This is a genomic window from Streptomyces sp. BV286 (assembly GCF_019090165.1).
Classification (GTDB): domain Bacteria; phylum Actinomycetota; class Actinomycetes; order Streptomycetales; family Streptomycetaceae; genus Streptomyces.
Genome location: NZ_JAHRIB010000107.1, coordinates 16,381 through 33,356, shown reverse-complemented (window position 1 = coordinate 33,356; position 16,976 = coordinate 16,381). Strand labels below are relative to the sequence as shown.

Sequence of the window (16,976 nt, the reverse complement as noted above, 5' to 3'; positions counted from 1 at the left end):
CGTTTTACGGGGTGAGAAGGGGGCGGCCCAGGGGTGTGAGGGAGGTGGACACGGCGCTGGTTACGGGCGCCAGTTCGCCAGTACGCCCTCGTAGATCTCCGCGTCCGTGAGCTCGCGCGGGGTCGGGCCCGCGTGGAAGAAGGCGGTGTTGTCCGTCTTCAGCTTCCGGAGGTAGTCGAAGGCCTTGTTCTCGTGCTCGCCGAACGCGACGAAGGAGAAGAAGATGCCGGGGTGGCTCTTCGCGGCTTCCGTGAGGGACTGGGTGGCCGGGGTCTTGGCGTCCGGGGCGCCGTCCGTCTGGAAGACCACGAGGGCGGGACCCGCGGGGGCGTCCGACTTCTCGTGGAGAGCGATCACTTCCTGCACGGCCGCGTGATAGCTCGTACGGCCCATGCGGCCGAGGCCGGCGTGCAGTTCGTCGATCTTGTTGTCGTACTCGGCGAGCGTCAGTTCGCCCGTGCCGTCCAGCTCGGTGGAGAAGAACACGACCTGGACGGTCGCCTCCGGAGCGAGGTGGGCGGCGAGGGCGAGTGTCTGCTCGCCGAGGGCCTGCGCGGAGCCGTCCTTGTAGTACGCGCGCATCGACGCGGAGCGGTCCAGCACGAGGTAGACCTTGGCGCGGGTGCCGGTGAGGTCCCTGTTCTCGAGGGCGGTGGCGGCGGCCTCGTAGGCGGTGAGGAGGCCGGGAGGGGTGAGCCCGGCGGCGGGCTCCGCGGTGGGCTCCGCGGTGGGCTCCGCCTTGGGCTCCGGCTCGGCAACGGCCTCGGCTTCGCCATCGGCCGCGCCGGATTTCCCACCCGCACCACCCGTGCTGCTCTCGTCGTCGGCTGACGGTGCCCCCTGCGCGGCCTGATCGCCGTCGGCGGCCGACGGCTCGTCCGCCTGCGCGGCGACGGGCTCGGGCTCCTCTGCCACCTCGGCCTCGGGGGCCGTCCCGGCGACCTCTTCCTCGGCCTCGGGCTCAGGGGCGGCGACGGCCTTGGCCGCCGACTCCTGCGCGACCTCGACGACGGGGTCCGCCTCGACGACCTCTTCGACCTCGGGCTCCGGAACGATCTGGATGATCAGCTCGGGCTCGGCGTCGGCACCGACGGCCACCGGCTCGGGCTCCTTCTCAGGGGCCACCTCGGCGACAACGGGCTCGGGCTTCGACTCGGCCTCGGCCGCCGGGGCGGCCTCCGCCGCGACGGGCTCCGGCTCGGGTGCCGCTTCCGGCTCGGGCTCGGCGGCGACGGGCTCGGCCTTGACCTCGGGCTCGGCGGCCGCGACGGGCTCGGCAGCCACGGCAGGCTCAGGTGCGGCCTCCGGCTCCGGCTCCGGTGCCGTCTCCGGCTCGGCCTCCGCCACCACGGGCTCCGGCTTCGCGGCAGGCTCGGCCTCGGGCTTGACCTCGGCCTCGGTCTTCGTGGCAGGCTCCGCCTCGGGCTTGGCCTCGGCCTCGGGCTTCGCCGCGGGCTCCGTCTTCGCCGTCGGCTTCGCCTCTGACGGCTTGGACGGCTCTGGCGCCTCTGCCGCATCTGTCGGCTTTGTCGCCGCAGGTGCCTGCTTCGGGACCGTCACGTTGTCGAACGCCGCCGAAACCAGGTCGTCCACCACGGACGCCTTCGGCTCGGGCCTGCGCTCGGCCCTGGGCTCGGTGGCCGGTGCGGGGACAGAGACCTCGGGCTCGGCTGCCGCAGGCGTGGGCTCGGGAGCCGTCTCCTGCCGGGCCGCCGGTACGATCGGCTCGGCGGCCGGGGCGGAAGGGGCCGCAGCGGTGTCGGCGTCCCCCTTGCGTGACTTTCCGAACGCATTCCGCAGGCGGGTGAGAATGCCCATGTGCGCAACCCTTCGCGTGAGTTGGTTCCGTCAATCCCTGGCCAGGACGGACACGTAAGGTTAGCCGCCAGGACCGAAGATCTTTATCGGGCCCAAACGCAGGTCCGGTTCCCGCACGCCTGTCAGGGTCAATACCCTCTTGGCTCCCGCCAGTTCACTCTCCGTTCACCTCACGTCCGCGCCCTCGCACGCGCGTGCCCCTAGCGTCACGCCCGACACAGACATAGGGGAGGGAACGTGCGCAACCTGCTGCCGTTGATCGGTCCGACCGGCTCACACCCGGGCGGCCGATCCGAGATGACCTGTCGGTTCCGCTGTGGTGACGCCTGCTTCCACCCGGCGCCCAACACCAGCGCCAACGAATACGTCGGCGACGTCATCGCCGGAGCGCTCAGCCGACGCTCCATGATGCGCGCGGCAGCCGCCGTGACCGTCACCGCGGCCGCCGGGAGCGCTGTCGTCGGCGCCGGTGCGACGCCCGCCGCCGCCCAGCCGGCCGAGGGCACTGCCGCCGCGTTCACGAAGGACAAGGCGGCCCGCGGTCTGCGCTTCACCGCCGTCGCGCCGAACACCGCCGACGCCGTGACCGTCCCCGAGGGCTACGCCCAGAACGTGGTCGTCCGCTGGGGCGAGCCCATCCTGCGCGGCGCCCCGGCCTTCGACCCGGACAAGCAGACCGCGAAGGCGCAGGCGGGCCAGTTCGGCTACAACTGCGACTTCCTCGCCCTGCTCCCGCTGCCGGGCGAGCGCGGCCGCCAGGTGCTCGTGGCGAACCACGAGTACACGGACGAGATCCTGATGTTCAGGGGATACGACGCCGCCAACCCGACCCGCGAGCAGGTGGAGATCGCCTGGGCCGCCCACGGTCTGGGCGTCGTCGTGGTCGAGGAGGACCGCAGGAGCGGCAAGCTCACCGTCGTCCCCCGCCACCACCTCAACCGCCGCGTCACCGCGACCACCGAGTTCAGGGTGACCGGCCCGGCGGCCGGCTCCGCCCTCCTGCGGACCTCGGCCGACCCGACCGGCAAGAAGGTCCTCGGCACGCTCAACAACTGCGCCGGCGGCCAGACCCCGTGGGGCACCACGCTGCACGGCGAGGAGAACTTCAACCAGTACTTCGCCAATGCGAGCCGGCCGACGGACGCCCGCTACGGCATCGGCACCGGGGCCAGCGAGCGCAAGTGGGAGCGTTTCGACAAGCGCTTCGACGTCGCCCAGGAGCCGAACGAGGTGCACCGCTTCGGCTACATCGTCGAGCTGGACCCGTACGACCCCACCTCGACGCCCCGCAAGCGCACCGCGCTCGGCCGGTTCAAGCACGAGGGCGCGACCATCCGCCTCACGGACGACGGCCGCCCGGTCGCCTACTCCGGTGACGACGAGCGCTTCGACTACATGTACAAGTTCGTCGGCAGCAAGCGGATGCGCCACGGCAACAGCCGCTCCGCCCGCGAGCACAACCTGACCCTCCTCGACGAGGGCACCCTGTACGTCGCCAAGCTCACCGGCGACTCCCCGGCCATCGAGATCGACGGCACCGGCAAGCTTCCGGCGGACGGCGAGTTCGACGGCGGCGGTACGTGGATCCCGCTGGCCACCGCCACAGCGAAGGGCGCCGTCTCGCACGTCGAGGGCATGACCGCCGAGGAGGTGTACGTCTTCACGCGCCTCGCCGGTGACAAGGTGGGCGCCACGAAGATGGACCGCCCCGAGGACATCCAGCCCTCCCCGCACACCGGCAAGGTGTACGTCGCCCTGACGAACAACACCAACCGCGGTGTCGGCTCGAACGCCAAGGCGGACGAGGCCAACCCGCGCAACGCCAACAAGCACGGGCACGTCCTGGAGCTCACCGAGCGCCGCAACCGTGCCGACGCCACCAGCTTCGCCTGGTCGCTGTTCCTCGTCGCGGGTGACCCGAAGGACCCGGCCACGTACTTCGCGGGCTTCCCGAAGGACCGGGTCAGCCAGATCTCCTGCCCGGACAACGTGGCCTTCGACCCGCACGGCAACCTGTGGATCTCCACCGACGGCGCCCAGCTCGGCTCCCACGACGGCCTGTTCGGCGTGGCGACCAAGGGCGACCGGCGAGGTGAGCTGAAGCAGTTCCTGACCGTGCCGAAGGGCGCCGAGACCTGCGGCCCGATCGTTCAGGACCGCCGTGTCCTCGTGGCGGTGCAGCACCCGGGCGAGATCACCGGCGCGACCGTCGAGAAGCCCGCGAGTGTCTGGCCCGACGGGCCCGGCAAGATCGTCCGCCCGTCGGTGGTGGCGGTCTGGCGCAAGGACGGCTGCGACATCGGCGTCTGAGACATCGGCGTCTGAGACGTCCGACACCGCCTGGGCCGCGGCGAGCGACCAGGTCCACGCGCACGCACGGTGCTGGGGCGCCCCACTTGAAGGGGCGCCCCATGCCGTTGCCGGACCCGGTTCTGTCTTCAGCGGCGCCGACGACCGCCTGCTTTTAAGCGGCGCCAGCGACCGCCTGCTTTTCAGCAGCGTCGGCGACCGCCTGTTTTTCAGCGGCGTCGGCAACGCCTGCTTTTCAGGGGCGCGGGAACTGCGCGCCCAGCCCCCACCCACCCGCACACGATTCACGACGGTGTCCCGCTGGCCGGCGGCAGCCACCCGTCACACACCCACCCGATCCAGCCACTCCCGGTACCCCGGCGCCTCCCGGGCGACCTCCGCGTACGCCTCCCACAGCTCGGGATAGACGCAGTCCAGCTCCCCCTCCGTACGCGCCGCGAGCAGCAGCCGTACGCCCAGCGGGTCCCCCTGGATCCGCCGCACCGCCATCTCGGGGCGGGGCTGGCACGTCGGCTGGCACACGGTGACGACCTCGCCGGTGGCGACCAGGGACGCGGCCGTGTGGTAATCCCCGTGCAGCACCCGGGGGCTGAGGCCCGCCGTCCGCAGCATGCGGTGCACGGCGTCCCACTCGCCGTCGACCGTCGGGTCGATCATCCACCGGTCCTCGGCCAGGTCCGAGAGCTGGACCTCCGGGAAGCCGGCCGCCGGATGGTCTGCGGGCAGCGAGACGAACTGCGGCTCGCGTTCGATGAGGACGCGCAACGCCAGCCCGTCCGGCACGCGCAGCGGACTGCCCTCCACCTCGTGCACGAAGGCCACGTCGAGCCGTCCGTCGGCGAGCATGCGCAGCAGGGCGTTCGGTGAGACGTCCATCTGGAGGACCGGCTCCCGCTGCCGTGCGCGCAGCCGGCGCAGCCAGCCCGCGAGGGCGCGGCTCGCGGTGGAGCCGATACGCAGCTGGGGCCCGTCGGCGTCGGTGGCGGCGGCCCGCGCCTCCGCCACCAGGGCGCGCATTTCGGCCACGAGCGGGCGGGCGCGGCCGAGGACGACGAGACCGAGCGGGGTCGGCCGGCAGCCGGTGCGTTCGCGGAGGAAGAGAGGGCCGCCGAGCTCCTGCTCGATGCGTTTGAGCTGGGTGCTCAACGAGGGCTGGGCCACACCGAGCTGGCGGGCCGCCCGGTGCAGGCTGCCGGTGTCGGCTATGGCGCACAGTGCGCGGAGGTGCCTCACCTCGAGGTCCATGCCGTCGGAGCCTAAGGCGGAAGTACAGCTTTCACCAGACGTACAAACCTCATCCAAAAGAGGCGAGTTGGGCGATCGGTTTCGGACCGATAGGGGTGTCCTATCGCCAGTTGGCATCATCACAGCCGCCTCACAGGCGCCGAAACTCACCGGTGACGACTTCACCCCCCACTCAAGGAGTCATCGATGCGACTGTCCACTCCCCTGCTCTCGCTCGCGGTGGGCCTCGGCCTCACCGGAGCCGCGCTCGGCACCGTCCCGGCCGTGGCGGCCCCGGCGCCTGACCCGGTGTCCGCCGCCCCCGTAGCGGGCTACAACGGCTCCGGTGAAGAGGCCAGAGCCAACCGCGCCTTCTTCGACGCCGTACTGGAGTCCGTGGCCGAGAAGCGGGCCGCGAACCCGGCGGCCGCCGCCGTCACCGTCGTCTACAACGCGTCGGCCGCGCCGTCCTTCAGCGCCCAGATAGCCCGCAGCACGCAGATCTGGAACAGCTCCGTCTCGAACGTCAAGCTCCAGGCCGGCTCCCGCGCCGACTTCACGTACCGCGAGGGGAACGACTCGCGCGGTTCGTACGCCTCGACGGACGGGCATGGGCGCGGCTACATATTCCTCGACTACGCGCAGAACCAGCGGTACGACTCCACGCGCGTGACCGCCCACGAGACCGGGCACGTGCTCGGTCTGCCCGACCACTACTCCGGGCCGTGCAGCGAGCTGATGTCGGGCGGCGGGCCGGGCACGTCCTGCCGGAACGCGAACCCCAACGCGGCTGAGCGGGCGCGCGTGAACCAGCTGTGGGCCAACGGGCTCGCGAAGGCCCTGGCGAAGGTGAACCAGGACTGATCCACCACCGGGACCGTCGGGTCCCCCTCCGGATGCACCACCCCACCCCCCACTGACGTGGGCCGCCCCTCCTGCACAGGGGCGGCCCATGTCGCGTCAGGGGTTCTTGTGGAGGGTCAGGTCCACGACGAGTGCCCGGTGGTCGGTGTCCCCGAGGTCCAGGAACCGGGTCCTGGTGGCCGAGAAGCTCCGGGACACGAGGACGTGGTCGATCTGGGTGCCGAAGGCCGGGGCCGTCAGTGCGGGCCAGCTCGGAGTGCGGGTGTCGCCGGTGAGGCGGGCGCCGTCCATGAAGCCGGTGTCCAGGATGCGGCGGAAGGCCGCGTGGTCCTGGGAGGCGTTGAAGTCGCCGGCGACGATGGCCGGGCGGGCGACGTTCGCGGCGGCGTAGTCGCGGAGGCCGGACAGCTCCTTGCGCCAGGTGCCCAGGTGGGACGGGAGCGGCGGCATGGGGTGGGCCAGCTGGAGGCGGACCGCGTGGCCCTTCACGTCGGCGGTGGCGCCGGGCATGCCCATGGTGGCGGGGATGCCCTTCGCCGGTGTGAGGGGGTGACGGCTGAGGATGACGGACCCGTCGGACCCGGCGCCCTCGACGGCCTGCCGGTAGGGATAGGTCCCCTTGCCCTTCCCGTTCTCCTCGCCCTTGTTCCCCTTGTTCCCCTGGCTTTCTGTGCTGCCCTTCCCGCTCTTGCCGAAGGCCTGCTCCAGCTTCTCCTCGCAGGTCCGGTCGCACTCCTGGACGAAGACAAGGTCGGGCCGCTGTTTCCCGACCGCCTCGATCAGGGCGTCCGTCGCCTGGCCGAACTCGACGTTCGAGGTGAGGACGCGGATCTCGGCGGCCGGTACGCCCCCGGGCTCCATCGTCTTTCCGTACGGCTCGATGTACCAGGCGATCACGGCGAGGGCGGCCACACCCCAGACGAGTCCCGTGCGCCAGCGGGAGAGGGCGGCGAGGACGAGGGCGAGCGCGGTGGGGGCGAGGAGCCAGGGCAGGAACGCGAGCAGTTGCGGTACGGGCGTGACGGCGTCGGTGTCGGCGATGCGGCAGCCCATGACGACGCTCACGCAGAGCAGCAGCAGCGCGGCGAACCACGCGCCCGCCCGTGTGCCGCCGCGCCGCGACACCGGAATGTCCTCGTCATCGGTCCACTGGCCCGCCTCGGCCGTCGCACTGCGCACGCCCACCCCTCCCACCCCGTCGGTCCCTCCCACCCCGTCCATCTGCATGGATCCTCCCTCAAAGACGGAGGGAGCGTGACAAGGGTTGCGCGAGACGGTCCTGTCAGGGGTCAGGGAGCGCCCCCGGCGCCCCTCCCGTCAGAGCCGGGCCAGCAGCCCTGCCAGGGCCTCGTTGAACTCGTCCGGCTGTTCCAGGTTCGGCATGTGCGCGGCTTTGCGGACGACGTGGAGGACCGAGTCCGGAACGGCCTCGTGCAGGGCCTGCGCGTCCGCCACGGGGGTGTACTCGTCGTCCTCGCCCACCACCACCAGCGTGGGGACCGTGACCCGGGTCAGGAGCTCGCGGTAGTCGGGACGCTCCGCGCGCCCCCGCAGGGCGGCCGCGGCACCCTCGGCGGGCGTTCCCGTCATCATGCGGCGTACGTGGGCCGCCACCTCCGGGCGGGCGTACGGGGCGACCATCTTGTGGAGGACCTCGTCGGCGTACCCGTCCATCCCCTCGCGGAGCAGCCGGTCCGCGGTCTCGTTGCGGGACACCTTCCCGGCCGGTGTCTCGGCGGCCGCGAAGGTGTCCGCCAGGACCAGGGCCCGCACCCGCTCCGGGAACAGGCGGTAGCACTCCATGGCGATCTGGCCGCCCATCGAGAGGCCTGCCAGGGCGAACTCGGGTACTCGGAGGTCGTCGAGGAGTGCCGCGACGTCCTCGGCGAAGACGGAGAGCGGCGTGATCCCGGGGACCACGGGGGACGCGCCGTAACCGCGGAGGTCCGGGGCGATCACCCGGCGGGCCGGGGAGAAGGCCGCCACTTGGGGAGCCCACATCGTGCGGTCGAAGGGGTGGCCGTGGATCAGGACAAGGGGCACAGCCGTGGTGGCTTGTGCGCCTTTGTCCTCGTATGCGAGGAAGGGAGCCATGAAACGGACCCTAGATCGAGGCAACTCCTCGGTGCAATAAGATCTTTGCTCTCGGTGCAATCCAGGGAGGGGAGGGGTGGACGTGGAGGACTACCGGCGTATCGCCGACCGGCTGGCCGAGGAGATCTACTCGGGGCGGCTGAAGGCCGGTGAACGGCTGCCGCCGCAGCGGGTGTTCGCCCGGCGGCGGCGCATCGCGGGATCCACGGCCGGGCGCGTGTACGGGGAACTGGTGCGGCGCGGACTCGTCGTCGGCGAGGTCGGGCGGGGCACCTTCGTGCGCGCCGCGCCGGTGCCGTCCGGCCGGGCCCTCGCCGAGGCCACGGGCGAGGCGGCCGTCAACCTGGAGCTCAACTACCCGTCCGTGGAAGGCCAGTCGGAGCTGCTGGCGGGCGGACTGGCGCCGCTGTTGCGGACCGACGTGCTGGGCGAGGCCACCCGTACCGTCCCCGCCACCGGGACCGCCCCCGCACGGGAGGCCGTCGCCGGACTGCTGGCCGCATCGGGGTGGCGGCCCCGCCCGGAACAGCTCCTCTTCGCCGGGAACGCGCGACAGGCCATCGCGGGCGTCCTCGCCTCGCTGGTACGGCCCGGCGGCCGGGTGGGCGTCGAGGCGCTGACGTATCCGCTGGTCAAGGAGATCGCGGCGCGGATCGGATGCCCGCTCGTCCCCCTCGCCACGGACGAGGAGGGGCTGCGGCCCGACGCCGTCGTCGCCGCCCACCGCGCCGCGCCGCTCTCCGCCCTGTACGTCCAGCCGACGCTGCACAATCCCACCTCGGTGACGGCCGGAGACGCACGCAAGCGTGAACTTGCCGATGTCGTGCGGAAGTTGGACCTGCCCGTGGTGGAGGACCGCATCTGGTCCTTCCTCCACGCGGAGGGCGTGCCGCTGGCCGCCTACGCTCCCGAGCGCGTCCACGTCGTCGACGGCCTGTCGAAGCGGGTCGCGCCCGGACTGACCGTCGGCTTCCTCGTCGTGCCCGAGGAACGGGTCGACGCGGTGGCGGGGACGCTGCGGTCGGGAGGCTGGACGGCGGGGCGGTTCGCGCTGGAGGCGGGCACACGGTGGATCCGGGACGGGACGGTCGAGCGGCTCGTCGGACAGAAACGGGCGGACGCGGCCCGGCGGCAGCGGATCGTCGCGGAACTGCTCGGCGGCTTCCGCGTACGGGCCGATCCGTACGCGTACTACGCCTGGTGGGAGCTGCCCGCACCCTGGCGCGCGGACACCTTCACGGCGGCCGCCGCCGCGCGGGGCATCGCGGTCACCCCCGGGCCCGCCTTCGCCGTGGGGCCGCAGGGCGCGCCGGACGCCGTCAGGCTCGGGCTCGCGTCGGTGCCGGTGCCGGTGCTGGGCCAGGCGCTGCGGACGCTGCGCGACGTCGCGCGCGGTGGTCGATGAGCCAGGTCGCCAGGGCCACCGTGAGCCCGAGGGCGAGGATGAACCAGGTGGCCGTGCGCAGGGTCGAGGTGAGGGCGTCGTAGACCGCGCCCACCGCCGCCCGGGAGACGTGCGGGGGCAGGCCGGCGAGGGTCAGGGCCCGTCCGGCGACCGTGGCGAGGGCCAGCAGGGCGGCGCCCAGGGCCATGCCGAGTGCCGTGGCCGTGACGGCCCGGCGTCTGCGTACCGCCAGGAGGATGCCGCCGGCGGCCAGGGCGACGGCCGAGAGCGGGAGCCAGAAACCGGCGATCTCCAGCATGTGGAAACCCTTTCGCAGGGAGCTCAGCTCCTGGGCCCGAAGGACCGTGACCTCGGTGTGCTCGACGGGGATGCGGTTCGCCAACGGCACGCGGTCGTCGGCGAGTTGCGCCTTGAGCCGGGCCGTGACCGGCGCCAGGTCGACGGTGACGGCGCCCTCGCTGTCGCTGCGCAGGGCCCGCAGGACGGCGTCGTGGGCGGCCCGGTTCGCGGTGTTCCAGGCCGCGCGGAAGGCCTCCGTACCCGTGAAGGACCGCACCGCCCTGCGCACGTACGCGCGGACCTCGCCCTCCAGCGGCCCGACCTCGACCTCGCTCATGATCCCGTCGGTGACCGTGTCGGCGATCGCGCCCTGCACGTCGGGTCCGGCGGCGAGCGGCGCCATCGTGTCGACGTACCGCCCGGTGTCGCCGATCTCGTACTTCGCCCACGCCGAGAGGCCGCCCAGCGGCACGAGGACGCAGGCGAGCACGATCAGCACCGCCGAGAGGACTTTCCGCACCCCTCAAGGAAGAACCCCGGCCGTGCCCTCCGCCATCGGGGCACGGCCGGGGTGACTGCATCCGGACGCGGATTGCGTTCTTCCGGGGGACCCGCGGGCCTTCGGCCGCCCGGGACCCGCCGGCTCACTTGCGGTTGTAGAGCCTCATCGTGACCGGGCCGAAGACGGCGATCAGCACCGCGGCCCAGCCCAGCGACCACGCGATCTCGGTGCTCGGCGAGGTGCCGTCCATCAGGCCGCGCACCGCCGAGGCGAGGTGCGTGATGGGGTTGTTGTTGACGAAGGCCTGGAGCCAGCCGGGCATCGTCTCGGGGCGGACGAAGATGTCGCTGAGGAAGGTCAGCGGGAACAGGATCATCATGCTCACGCCCATCACGGACTTCTCCGTGCGCAGCAGCAGGCCGAACATCGTCCACACCCAGGAGAAGGCGAAGGAGAAGACGATGAGGAGGAGGACACCGCCCACCACGCCCTGGACACCGCCGTCCGGACGGAAGCCCATGATCAGCCCCACCACCAGCATCACGACGGACGCGATCGTGTAGCGCAGGGCGTCGCCGAGCAGATAGCCGACGAGCGTGGACGGACGCCAGATGGGCAGCGAGCGGAAGCGGTCGAAGACACCCTTCTCGATGTCGATGTTGACCGCGAGACCCGTGTACATCGTGATCATGGTGACGGACATGACGAGGATGCCGGGCAGCAGGTACTGGATGTACTCCCGCGGGGAACCGGCGAGCGCGCCCCCGAACAGGTACGTGTACATCAGCACCAGCATGATCGGGAACGCGGTCACGTCGAAGAGCTGCTCGGGGACGTGCTTGATCTTCAGCATCGCCCGCCAGCCGAAGGTCAGGGACGTCTGCAGCGCGTTGGGGCGCGGTGGCCGCTCGCCGGAGACGAGGACCTCGGCCAGGCTCTCGGCGCGGACCGGCGCGAGGTCCGCGGCGTCCGCGGTGGTGGTGGACTTGGTCGCGGTGCTCATGCCGTGGCCTCTTTCTTCTGCTGCGACTCGTGCCGCGTGTCGGTCGGCGTCCCGGACTGCGTGTCGGACGGCGTCTGCGGGTGCTCGGACTTTCCGGTGAGGGCCAGGAACACCTCGTCCAGACTCGGCTGGCCCAGGGAGAAGTTGTCGACGGTGATGCCCGCCCGGGCGAGTTCGGCGAGGGCCCGGGACGCCTTCTCGGCGGCCCCGCTCCCGTTCTGGCCGCCGTTGCCGACGCGGGCGGTCAGTGCCACCGGGTCGGGCTCCAGCTGGACGTCGGCGTCCAGGGCCTGCCGGAGCAGCCGCTCGGCGTCCGGGCGGCGGTCGGCGTCCCGCAGCCGTACGTGGACCGCTCCCGCACCCACCGACGCCTTCAGCTCGCCCTTGGTGCCCTCGGCGATGACCTTGCCCTTGTCGATGACCGCGATCCGGGCGGCCAACTGGTCGGCCTCGTCGAGGTACTGGGTCGTCAGCAGGACCGTCGTCCCCTGGGCGACGACCGCCCGCACGATCTCCCAGACCTGGTTGCGGCTGCGCGGGTCCAGACCCGTCGTCGGCTCGTCCAGGAACAGCAGGTCGGGTGTGTTGAGGATGGACGCGGCGATGTCGATGCGGCGCCGCATGCCGCCGGAGTAGTTCTTCACCTGCCGGCCGGCCGCCTCCGACAGGCCGAAGGCGTCGAGCAGTTGGGCCGCGCGGTCGTACGAGGCCTTCTTGGCGTGGCCCGTCAGGCGGGCCAGCAGCACGAGGTTCTCGGTGCCGGTCAGGTCCTCGTCCACCGAGGCGTACTGGCCGGTGAGGCTCACCCGGCTGCGGACCGCGTCCGCGTCCCGGACGACGTCGTGGCCGAAGACGTGGGCCTCGCCGCCGTCGGGACGCAGCAGGGTCGCCAGCATGCGCACGGTCGTGGTCTTGCCCGCGCCGTTCGGACCGAGGAGGCCGTAGACCGTGCCCGCCTCGATGCGCAGATCCACTCCGTCGACCGCGCGGTTGTCGCCGAAGGTCTTCACCAGGCCCGCCGTCTCGATGGCCGGCCCGGCCCACTGGTCGGTGCGCTTGCTGCTCGTCATGTCGGTCCGCCCATTCGCGTCGTTCACGTGGTTGCTCGTTGCCTGCCCGTGGCCCTGCCGGTGTCCTTCGGGATCCCCCGGCTCACTGCCGGGACCCCTCAAGGGTGCGTCCGCCGTCCCAGGAGGGCATCGGTCCGGCGGCGCGGTTTTCGATCGGTCTCGGGATGTAGACCTCCGACGGTTCGAAAACTCATCGGCCGGACGGCGGGAGATGTGCGCCGGGCCCGTGACGGCGGTGCCCGACGGGCCTCCGGTGGAGGGTTCACCCGAACGGGTGTTACCTGGTTCTGGGGAAAGGAGGCCGATCATGCGTGTGACCCCGGCTCTGCGGACCCTTGGAATCGCGCTGGTCAGCGGTGGTGTGCTGACCGTCGCGGCCGCCGGCACGGCGACCGCGGGAGACTCCCGCGGCCTCGGCCACGACGACGGGGAACCCGTGTGGGGCACCGTCGTCTCCCGCGGCGAACTGAACCTGCGGGCCCACCCCGACACCGGCTCGGCCGTCCTCGGGCGGCTCTCGCCCGGCAGTCAGGACCGGGTCGCGTGCGCCACGACCGGATCGCGGGTGTTCGGCGACCCGTACTGGTACTGGCTCGTCGGGGCGCGGGCCTGGGCGAGTGCCGCGTTCGTGGACATCGGCACGGCGGGGGTGCCGAGGTGCTCCGACCCCTGCGAGGGGGACTGGAAGGACCGGTGGCACGACACCGGCAACTGCAACGGCTGCGACGAGGGTTCCTGGAGCTCCACCGGCTCCTGGACCGCGTCCGGAACGTGGAGCTGGACCTTCTCCGGCTCCTGGGACGCCTCGGGCTCGGGCTGGGAGTGGGTGCCCGGCAGGCGGTGAGTCCGAGGACAGCGGGTCGTCCGGGACGGGGAAGTTGTGGGTGAGGCCCGGACGCCCGCACGCGGTTCCGGGGCCCCGGCGCAAAGCCGGGGCCCCGGAACCGCTTTCGTACGTCCTCCGCCGCTCTGGAACGGCGTCCTTCGGCGGGCGCCGGTCAGTCCTCGGTCGTGTAGAAGCGGTAGAACACCATCGCGAACACGCCCGCGGTGACGACGAGGGACAGGCCTGCGGACTTGAGGATGCTGGCGTCCGACAGGCTGTAGAGGAAGCCGAACGAGATGCCCGCGAAGGCCGCCCACGCGAACGCGTGCAGTTCGCGGGGCAGGCGCGGCGCGAAGGCGTGGATGCCGTACATCACCCCGGCGAACACGAGAGCCGACACCACGCCCAGGAGGACGTTCCAGCCGGTGATCGGGCCCGAATGCCGGTCGATGCCGGAGGTCCACAGGCCGTAGACGACGCCGGCCAGCGCGGGCACCACCAGTTTCGCGGTGACCGCGGGCATCGCCGGCCGCTTCGTGGCCGGTGCGGGTGTTGCGGGTGCCGCTTGAGCCATGACAGCACTCCTCTCTTTCCTCACCCCCGCCTTCCAGAGCACACCTGGGGGAGCCCACAGGCAAGTCGGTGGGGCCACGCCCTGCCTTCAAGGGGCGCGGGGAACGGCGCGATCAGCCCCCACGCACCCGCAGATCACATCGGGGCAGATCACATGGGCAAGGGGCGCAGCCCCGGCTTCCAAGGGGCGCGGGGAACTGCGCGATCAACCCCCACCCACCCGCACCAGACACACGAGCCACCCAAAACCACCCCGGCGTGCGCCAAGCACCCACCCATGCTTCGCTGAACAAGTGAGCGGCACGGACCCGCGCAGCCGCGCCCGGCGGCAGCAACTGCTGCGCGTGCGCGGACGGAGCGTCGCCTGGGTACCGCCCCTGCTGCTGCTCGTCGCCATCGCCGCGATCGACAGCAACACCTCGGGAGAGTTCAGGATCATCTCCTGGATCGTCCTCGTGCCCGGCATCGCGGCGGCGATCTGCGGGGTCAGGGGGACGGCGGCCTTCGCCGTGCTCGCCCTCGTCACGTACATCGAGGTGGACGCCGCCTGGCCGCACCAGGACCAGACCGGGCTGCCCGACTTCATCCTCGTCGCGGTGGGCGGGGCCCTGGCGACGACGGCGTGCGCCGTGCGGGTCCGGGAGGAGCGGCGGATGCTCCACATGCAGGACGTGGCCGACACGACCCGCCGTACCGTGCTGCGCCCCATGCCGTCCCCCTGGGCCGGGCTGGAGCACGCGGCCGTGTATCTGGCCGCCGACAGCGAGGCACGCGTCGGCGGCGACTTCTACGACATCCAGCCGGGTCCGCACGGCACGCGGGTGCTCCTCGGGGACGTCCAGGGCAAGGGCCTGCCCGCCGTCGCCGCGGCCGCCGCGCTGCTCGGCACGTTCCGCGAGGCCGGCTTCCACGAGGCGTCCCTGGCCGCCGTCGCCGAACGGCTGGAGGTGCGGATGGGCCGCCACCGGCAGTACGTGACGGACCTGGGCGAGGACCCGGAGGGGGAACCGGCGCGGGGCGTGGAGCGCTTCGCGACCGCGGTCCTCGTCGCGTTCCCGCCGCCGGGCGTCCCCGGAGGCCACATCGAGGTCGTCAACTTCGGGCACGAGCCCCCGCTGGTGGTCGGGCCGTCCGGGGTGCGGGCCCTGCCGCCCGGTGACGGCCTGCCGCTCGGGCTGGGCGGTCTTGCCGGGCCGGACTCGGGAGTCCCGCCGGTCCGCCGGGTGCCCCTCGCCCCCGACGAGACCCTGCTCCTCGTCACGGACGGGGTGACCGAGGCCCGTGACGCCGACGGCGTCTTCTTCCCTCTGCGCGAACACGTCGTCCTCGCCGTGGCCGCCGACCCCGCGGCCGCCCACCCCCGCCACCTGGTGGAGCTGGTCCGCGAGGGCACCCTCCGCCACAGCACGGACCGCCTCGCGGACGACACGACGATCTTCGCGGTGCGGCAGGCGCCTCCCGGGGCGCACCAGGGGCCCGGTGAACCGCCCGACCGGCCCGGAACACCCCGCGAGGGCTGAACAAACCGGCACCACCCGCCCTCTATCGCCCCCACCCCAACCCCCTTTGCACCCGCACCGGTTACGGTGCTGACCGTGGTGATCCAAGGGCAGGAGACAACGGCGATGCCAGGAACCGTACTGCTGCTCGCGGCGTCGCCGACCGGCAGGAGCTGCCTCGTGGACGCCGCGTCCGTGCTCCCCGTGCTCGCCGCGGTGGCACCCTCCGTGCTCTCCGGCACGGACACCGCGAACGTGGTCGAACTCGCCGACCCCCTGGAACCGCAGGCGGTCCTGACCCGGCTGCGTGCCGCCGCGACGGCCCCCGGCCCGCTCACGGTCTTCCTCACCGGGCAGCTCCAGCTGGACCGCCGCCAGCGGCTTCCGCACCTGGCGCTCGCCCGGACGACCCCCGCGACCGTCCGCTACACCGGCTTCCCGTGGCACTGGATCCCCGAGGAACTCCGCCTGCGCACCCCGGGCACCACGACCCTGGTCGTCGACCTGCACGCCGACGCGGAGGCCTGGCAGTACCTGGCCGGCCGGCCGCTCGTCGTGGGGCCGGGCGCCGCACTGTACGGCCGCGTGGCCCCGCCTCCCCCGCGGCGCTCGGTGGCGGTGCCCACGTACATGAAGTCCCTGGCCACGATTCTCCGCAGTGGTCACCGTCCGCCGCTCGCGCAGCTCCACCAGCAGGCACTGACCCGGTCGTACGGCGAGGACCCGGACGCCGCCCGCCGGGACCTGCTGCTGACGGTCGATCCCACGAACCCGGCTCCCGCAGCCGCGTACACGGCACCGACGGCCCGCCCCACAACGTCCGCCGTACCCGTACCCGTACCCGTACCGGTATTGGCACCCGCACCCGCACCTGCACCTGCCGCCGAACCCAAACCCGCACCCGCACCCGCGTCCATGCCCGTGGCGGTGGTGGTGCCCGTGGTGGTGCCCGCGCCCGTCCCGCCCGCCGATCCGCACGCCGAGATCGCCGCCGCCGTGCAGGGTGGGCGTCACGCCGAGGCCGTCGCGCTGGCCGAGCGCTGGGAGCGGGCGGCGCTGCGGACGCACGGTCCGGGCGCCGACGAGGTCGTGCACTGGATGGAGGTGCGAGCGGACCTGGCCAAGTTCGCGGGTGACGCCGAGCTGAGCTGCCGGATCTGGCTGGCGGTGGCCGACGTACGGCTGACCGCGGGGCAGCCGGCGGACGCGCCCGGGGTGGAGGCGGCCGTCGACCGGGCGCACCACCAGTGGGGCCGTATCGACGACTCGGCGCGGGCCCGTGAGCTCGGGCCCGCGCTGGCCGACCTGCGCCTGCGCGTTCCGGGGCGTCGGCAGGGCGCGCTGGACGACGTCCAGCGGCACCTCAGCCGGCTTCAGGCGCAGGTGTGACGAGGCTGAGCCTTTCCTCGTCGACGGAAGCCGCCGGGGAGCGCACTTCCAGGTGCTGAGTGAATCAATCCAAGATCACGAAATGGTGTGCCCTGCATCAGATTTCTCTCAGAAATCCCT

At 72.4% G+C, this 16,976-nt stretch carries 14 protein-coding genes; 6 read left to right on the top strand and 8 right to left on the bottom strand.

All coding sequences use genetic code 11. The annotated features are described in order from the left end of the window. Nucleotides 1-60: 60 nt before the first annotated feature. Nucleotides 61-1,818: a VWA domain-containing protein gene (locus tag KUF83_RS15015; RefSeq protein WP_217455160.1), complete on the bottom strand. Its 1,758-nt coding sequence runs from the start codon at nt 1,816-1,818 to the stop codon at nt 61-63. A gap of 237 nt (nt 1,819-2,055) precedes the next feature. Between KUF83_RS15015 and KUF83_RS15010 the strand changes: the two genes are divergently transcribed. After that, nucleotides 2,056-4,128 (top strand): PhoX family phosphatase, encoded by a 2,073-nt coding sequence (locus KUF83_RS15010; protein WP_217455159.1) that lies wholly within the window; start codon nt 2,056-2,058, stop codon nt 4,126-4,128. Nucleotides 4,129-4,449: 321 nt separating this feature from the next. On the opposite strand, the gene KUF83_RS15005 is transcribed toward KUF83_RS15010, so the two are convergent. After that, nucleotides 4,450-5,373 (bottom strand): LysR family transcriptional regulator, encoded by a 924-nt coding sequence (locus KUF83_RS15005; RefSeq protein ID WP_217455158.1) that lies wholly within the window; start codon nt 5,371-5,373, stop codon nt 4,450-4,452. 186 nt (nt 5,374-5,559) lie between these two features. Here KUF83_RS15005 and snpA point away from each other — a divergent pair, with 186 nt between their 5' ends. Then, nucleotides 5,560-6,216, top strand: a complete 657-nt coding sequence (gene snpA / locus KUF83_RS15000) for a snapalysin (RefSeq protein WP_217455157.1) — start codon at nt 5,560-5,562, stop codon at nt 6,214-6,216. A 96-nt stretch (nt 6,217-6,312) separates the two neighbouring features. Here snpA and KUF83_RS14995 read toward each other — a convergent pair whose 3' ends face one another. After that, on the bottom strand, nt 6,313-7,395 hold the full coding sequence (locus KUF83_RS14995) for an endonuclease/exonuclease/phosphatase family protein (RefSeq protein ID WP_374106068.1): 1,083 nt from the start codon (nt 7,393-7,395) through the stop codon (nt 6,313-6,315). A gap of 138 nt (nt 7,396-7,533) precedes the next feature. After that, nucleotides 7,534-8,310 carry an alpha/beta fold hydrolase gene (locus KUF83_RS14990; protein ID WP_217455156.1) on the bottom strand — a complete coding sequence of 259 codons (777 nt, stop codon included), beginning with the start codon at nt 8,308-8,310 and terminating at the stop codon, nt 7,534-7,536. A gap of 82 nt (nt 8,311-8,392) precedes the next feature. Here KUF83_RS14990 and KUF83_RS14985 point away from each other — a divergent pair, with 82 nt between their 5' ends. Then, complete coding sequence (locus KUF83_RS14985; RefSeq protein WP_217455207.1) at nt 8,393-9,715, top strand: PLP-dependent aminotransferase family protein; 1,323 nt, start codon at nt 8,393-8,395, stop codon at nt 9,713-9,715. Here KUF83_RS14985 and KUF83_RS14980 read toward each other — a convergent pair. The 3 genes from KUF83_RS14980 to KUF83_RS14970 form a co-directional block, all read right to left on the bottom strand. Further along, complete coding sequence (locus KUF83_RS14980) at nt 9,630-10,514, bottom strand: hypothetical protein (protein WP_308403006.1); 885 nt, start codon at nt 10,512-10,514, stop codon at nt 9,630-9,632. The two genes, KUF83_RS14985 and KUF83_RS14980, sit on opposite strands and share 86 nt — an antisense overlap. A gap of 124 nt (nt 10,515-10,638) precedes the next feature. Beyond that, a complete protein-coding gene (locus tag KUF83_RS14975; RefSeq protein WP_217455155.1) occupies nt 10,639-11,499 on the bottom strand; it encodes an ABC transporter permease in 861 nt (286 codons plus the stop codon). Then, nucleotides 11,496-12,569 carry an ATP-binding cassette domain-containing protein gene (locus KUF83_RS14970; RefSeq protein WP_217455206.1) on the bottom strand — a complete coding sequence of 358 codons (1,074 nt, stop codon included), beginning with the start codon at nt 12,567-12,569 and terminating at the stop codon, nt 11,496-11,498. Before KUF83_RS14970 ends, KUF83_RS14975 begins: the two co-directional genes overlap by 4 nt. Nucleotides 12,570-12,876: 307 nt before the next feature. On the opposite strand from KUF83_RS14970, the gene KUF83_RS14965 reads away from it, so the two are divergent. Next, a complete protein-coding gene (locus tag KUF83_RS14965) occupies nt 12,877-13,413 on the top strand; it encodes an SH3 domain-containing protein (protein WP_217455154.1) in 537 nt (178 codons plus the stop codon). Between the two features lie 154 nt (nt 13,414-13,567). Here KUF83_RS14965 and KUF83_RS14960 read toward each other — a convergent pair whose 3' ends face one another. Continuing rightward, entirely contained in the window at nt 13,568-13,969 is a 402-nt protein-coding gene (locus KUF83_RS14960; protein ID WP_254643866.1) for a hypothetical protein, read from the bottom strand. A 292-nt stretch (nt 13,970-14,261) separates the two neighbouring features. Here KUF83_RS14960 and KUF83_RS14955 point away from each other — a divergent pair, with 292 nt between their 5' ends. Both KUF83_RS14955 and KUF83_RS14950 read left to right on the top strand, forming a co-directional pair. Then, a complete protein-coding gene (locus KUF83_RS14955; RefSeq protein WP_308403005.1) occupies nt 14,262-15,488 on the top strand; it encodes a PP2C family protein-serine/threonine phosphatase in 1,227 nt (408 codons plus the stop codon). A 105-nt stretch (nt 15,489-15,593) separates the two neighbouring features. After that, entirely contained in the window at nt 15,594-16,856 is a 1,263-nt protein-coding gene (locus tag KUF83_RS14950) for a hypothetical protein (protein ID WP_217455152.1), read from the top strand. Nucleotides 16,857-16,976: the final 120 nt, after the last annotated feature.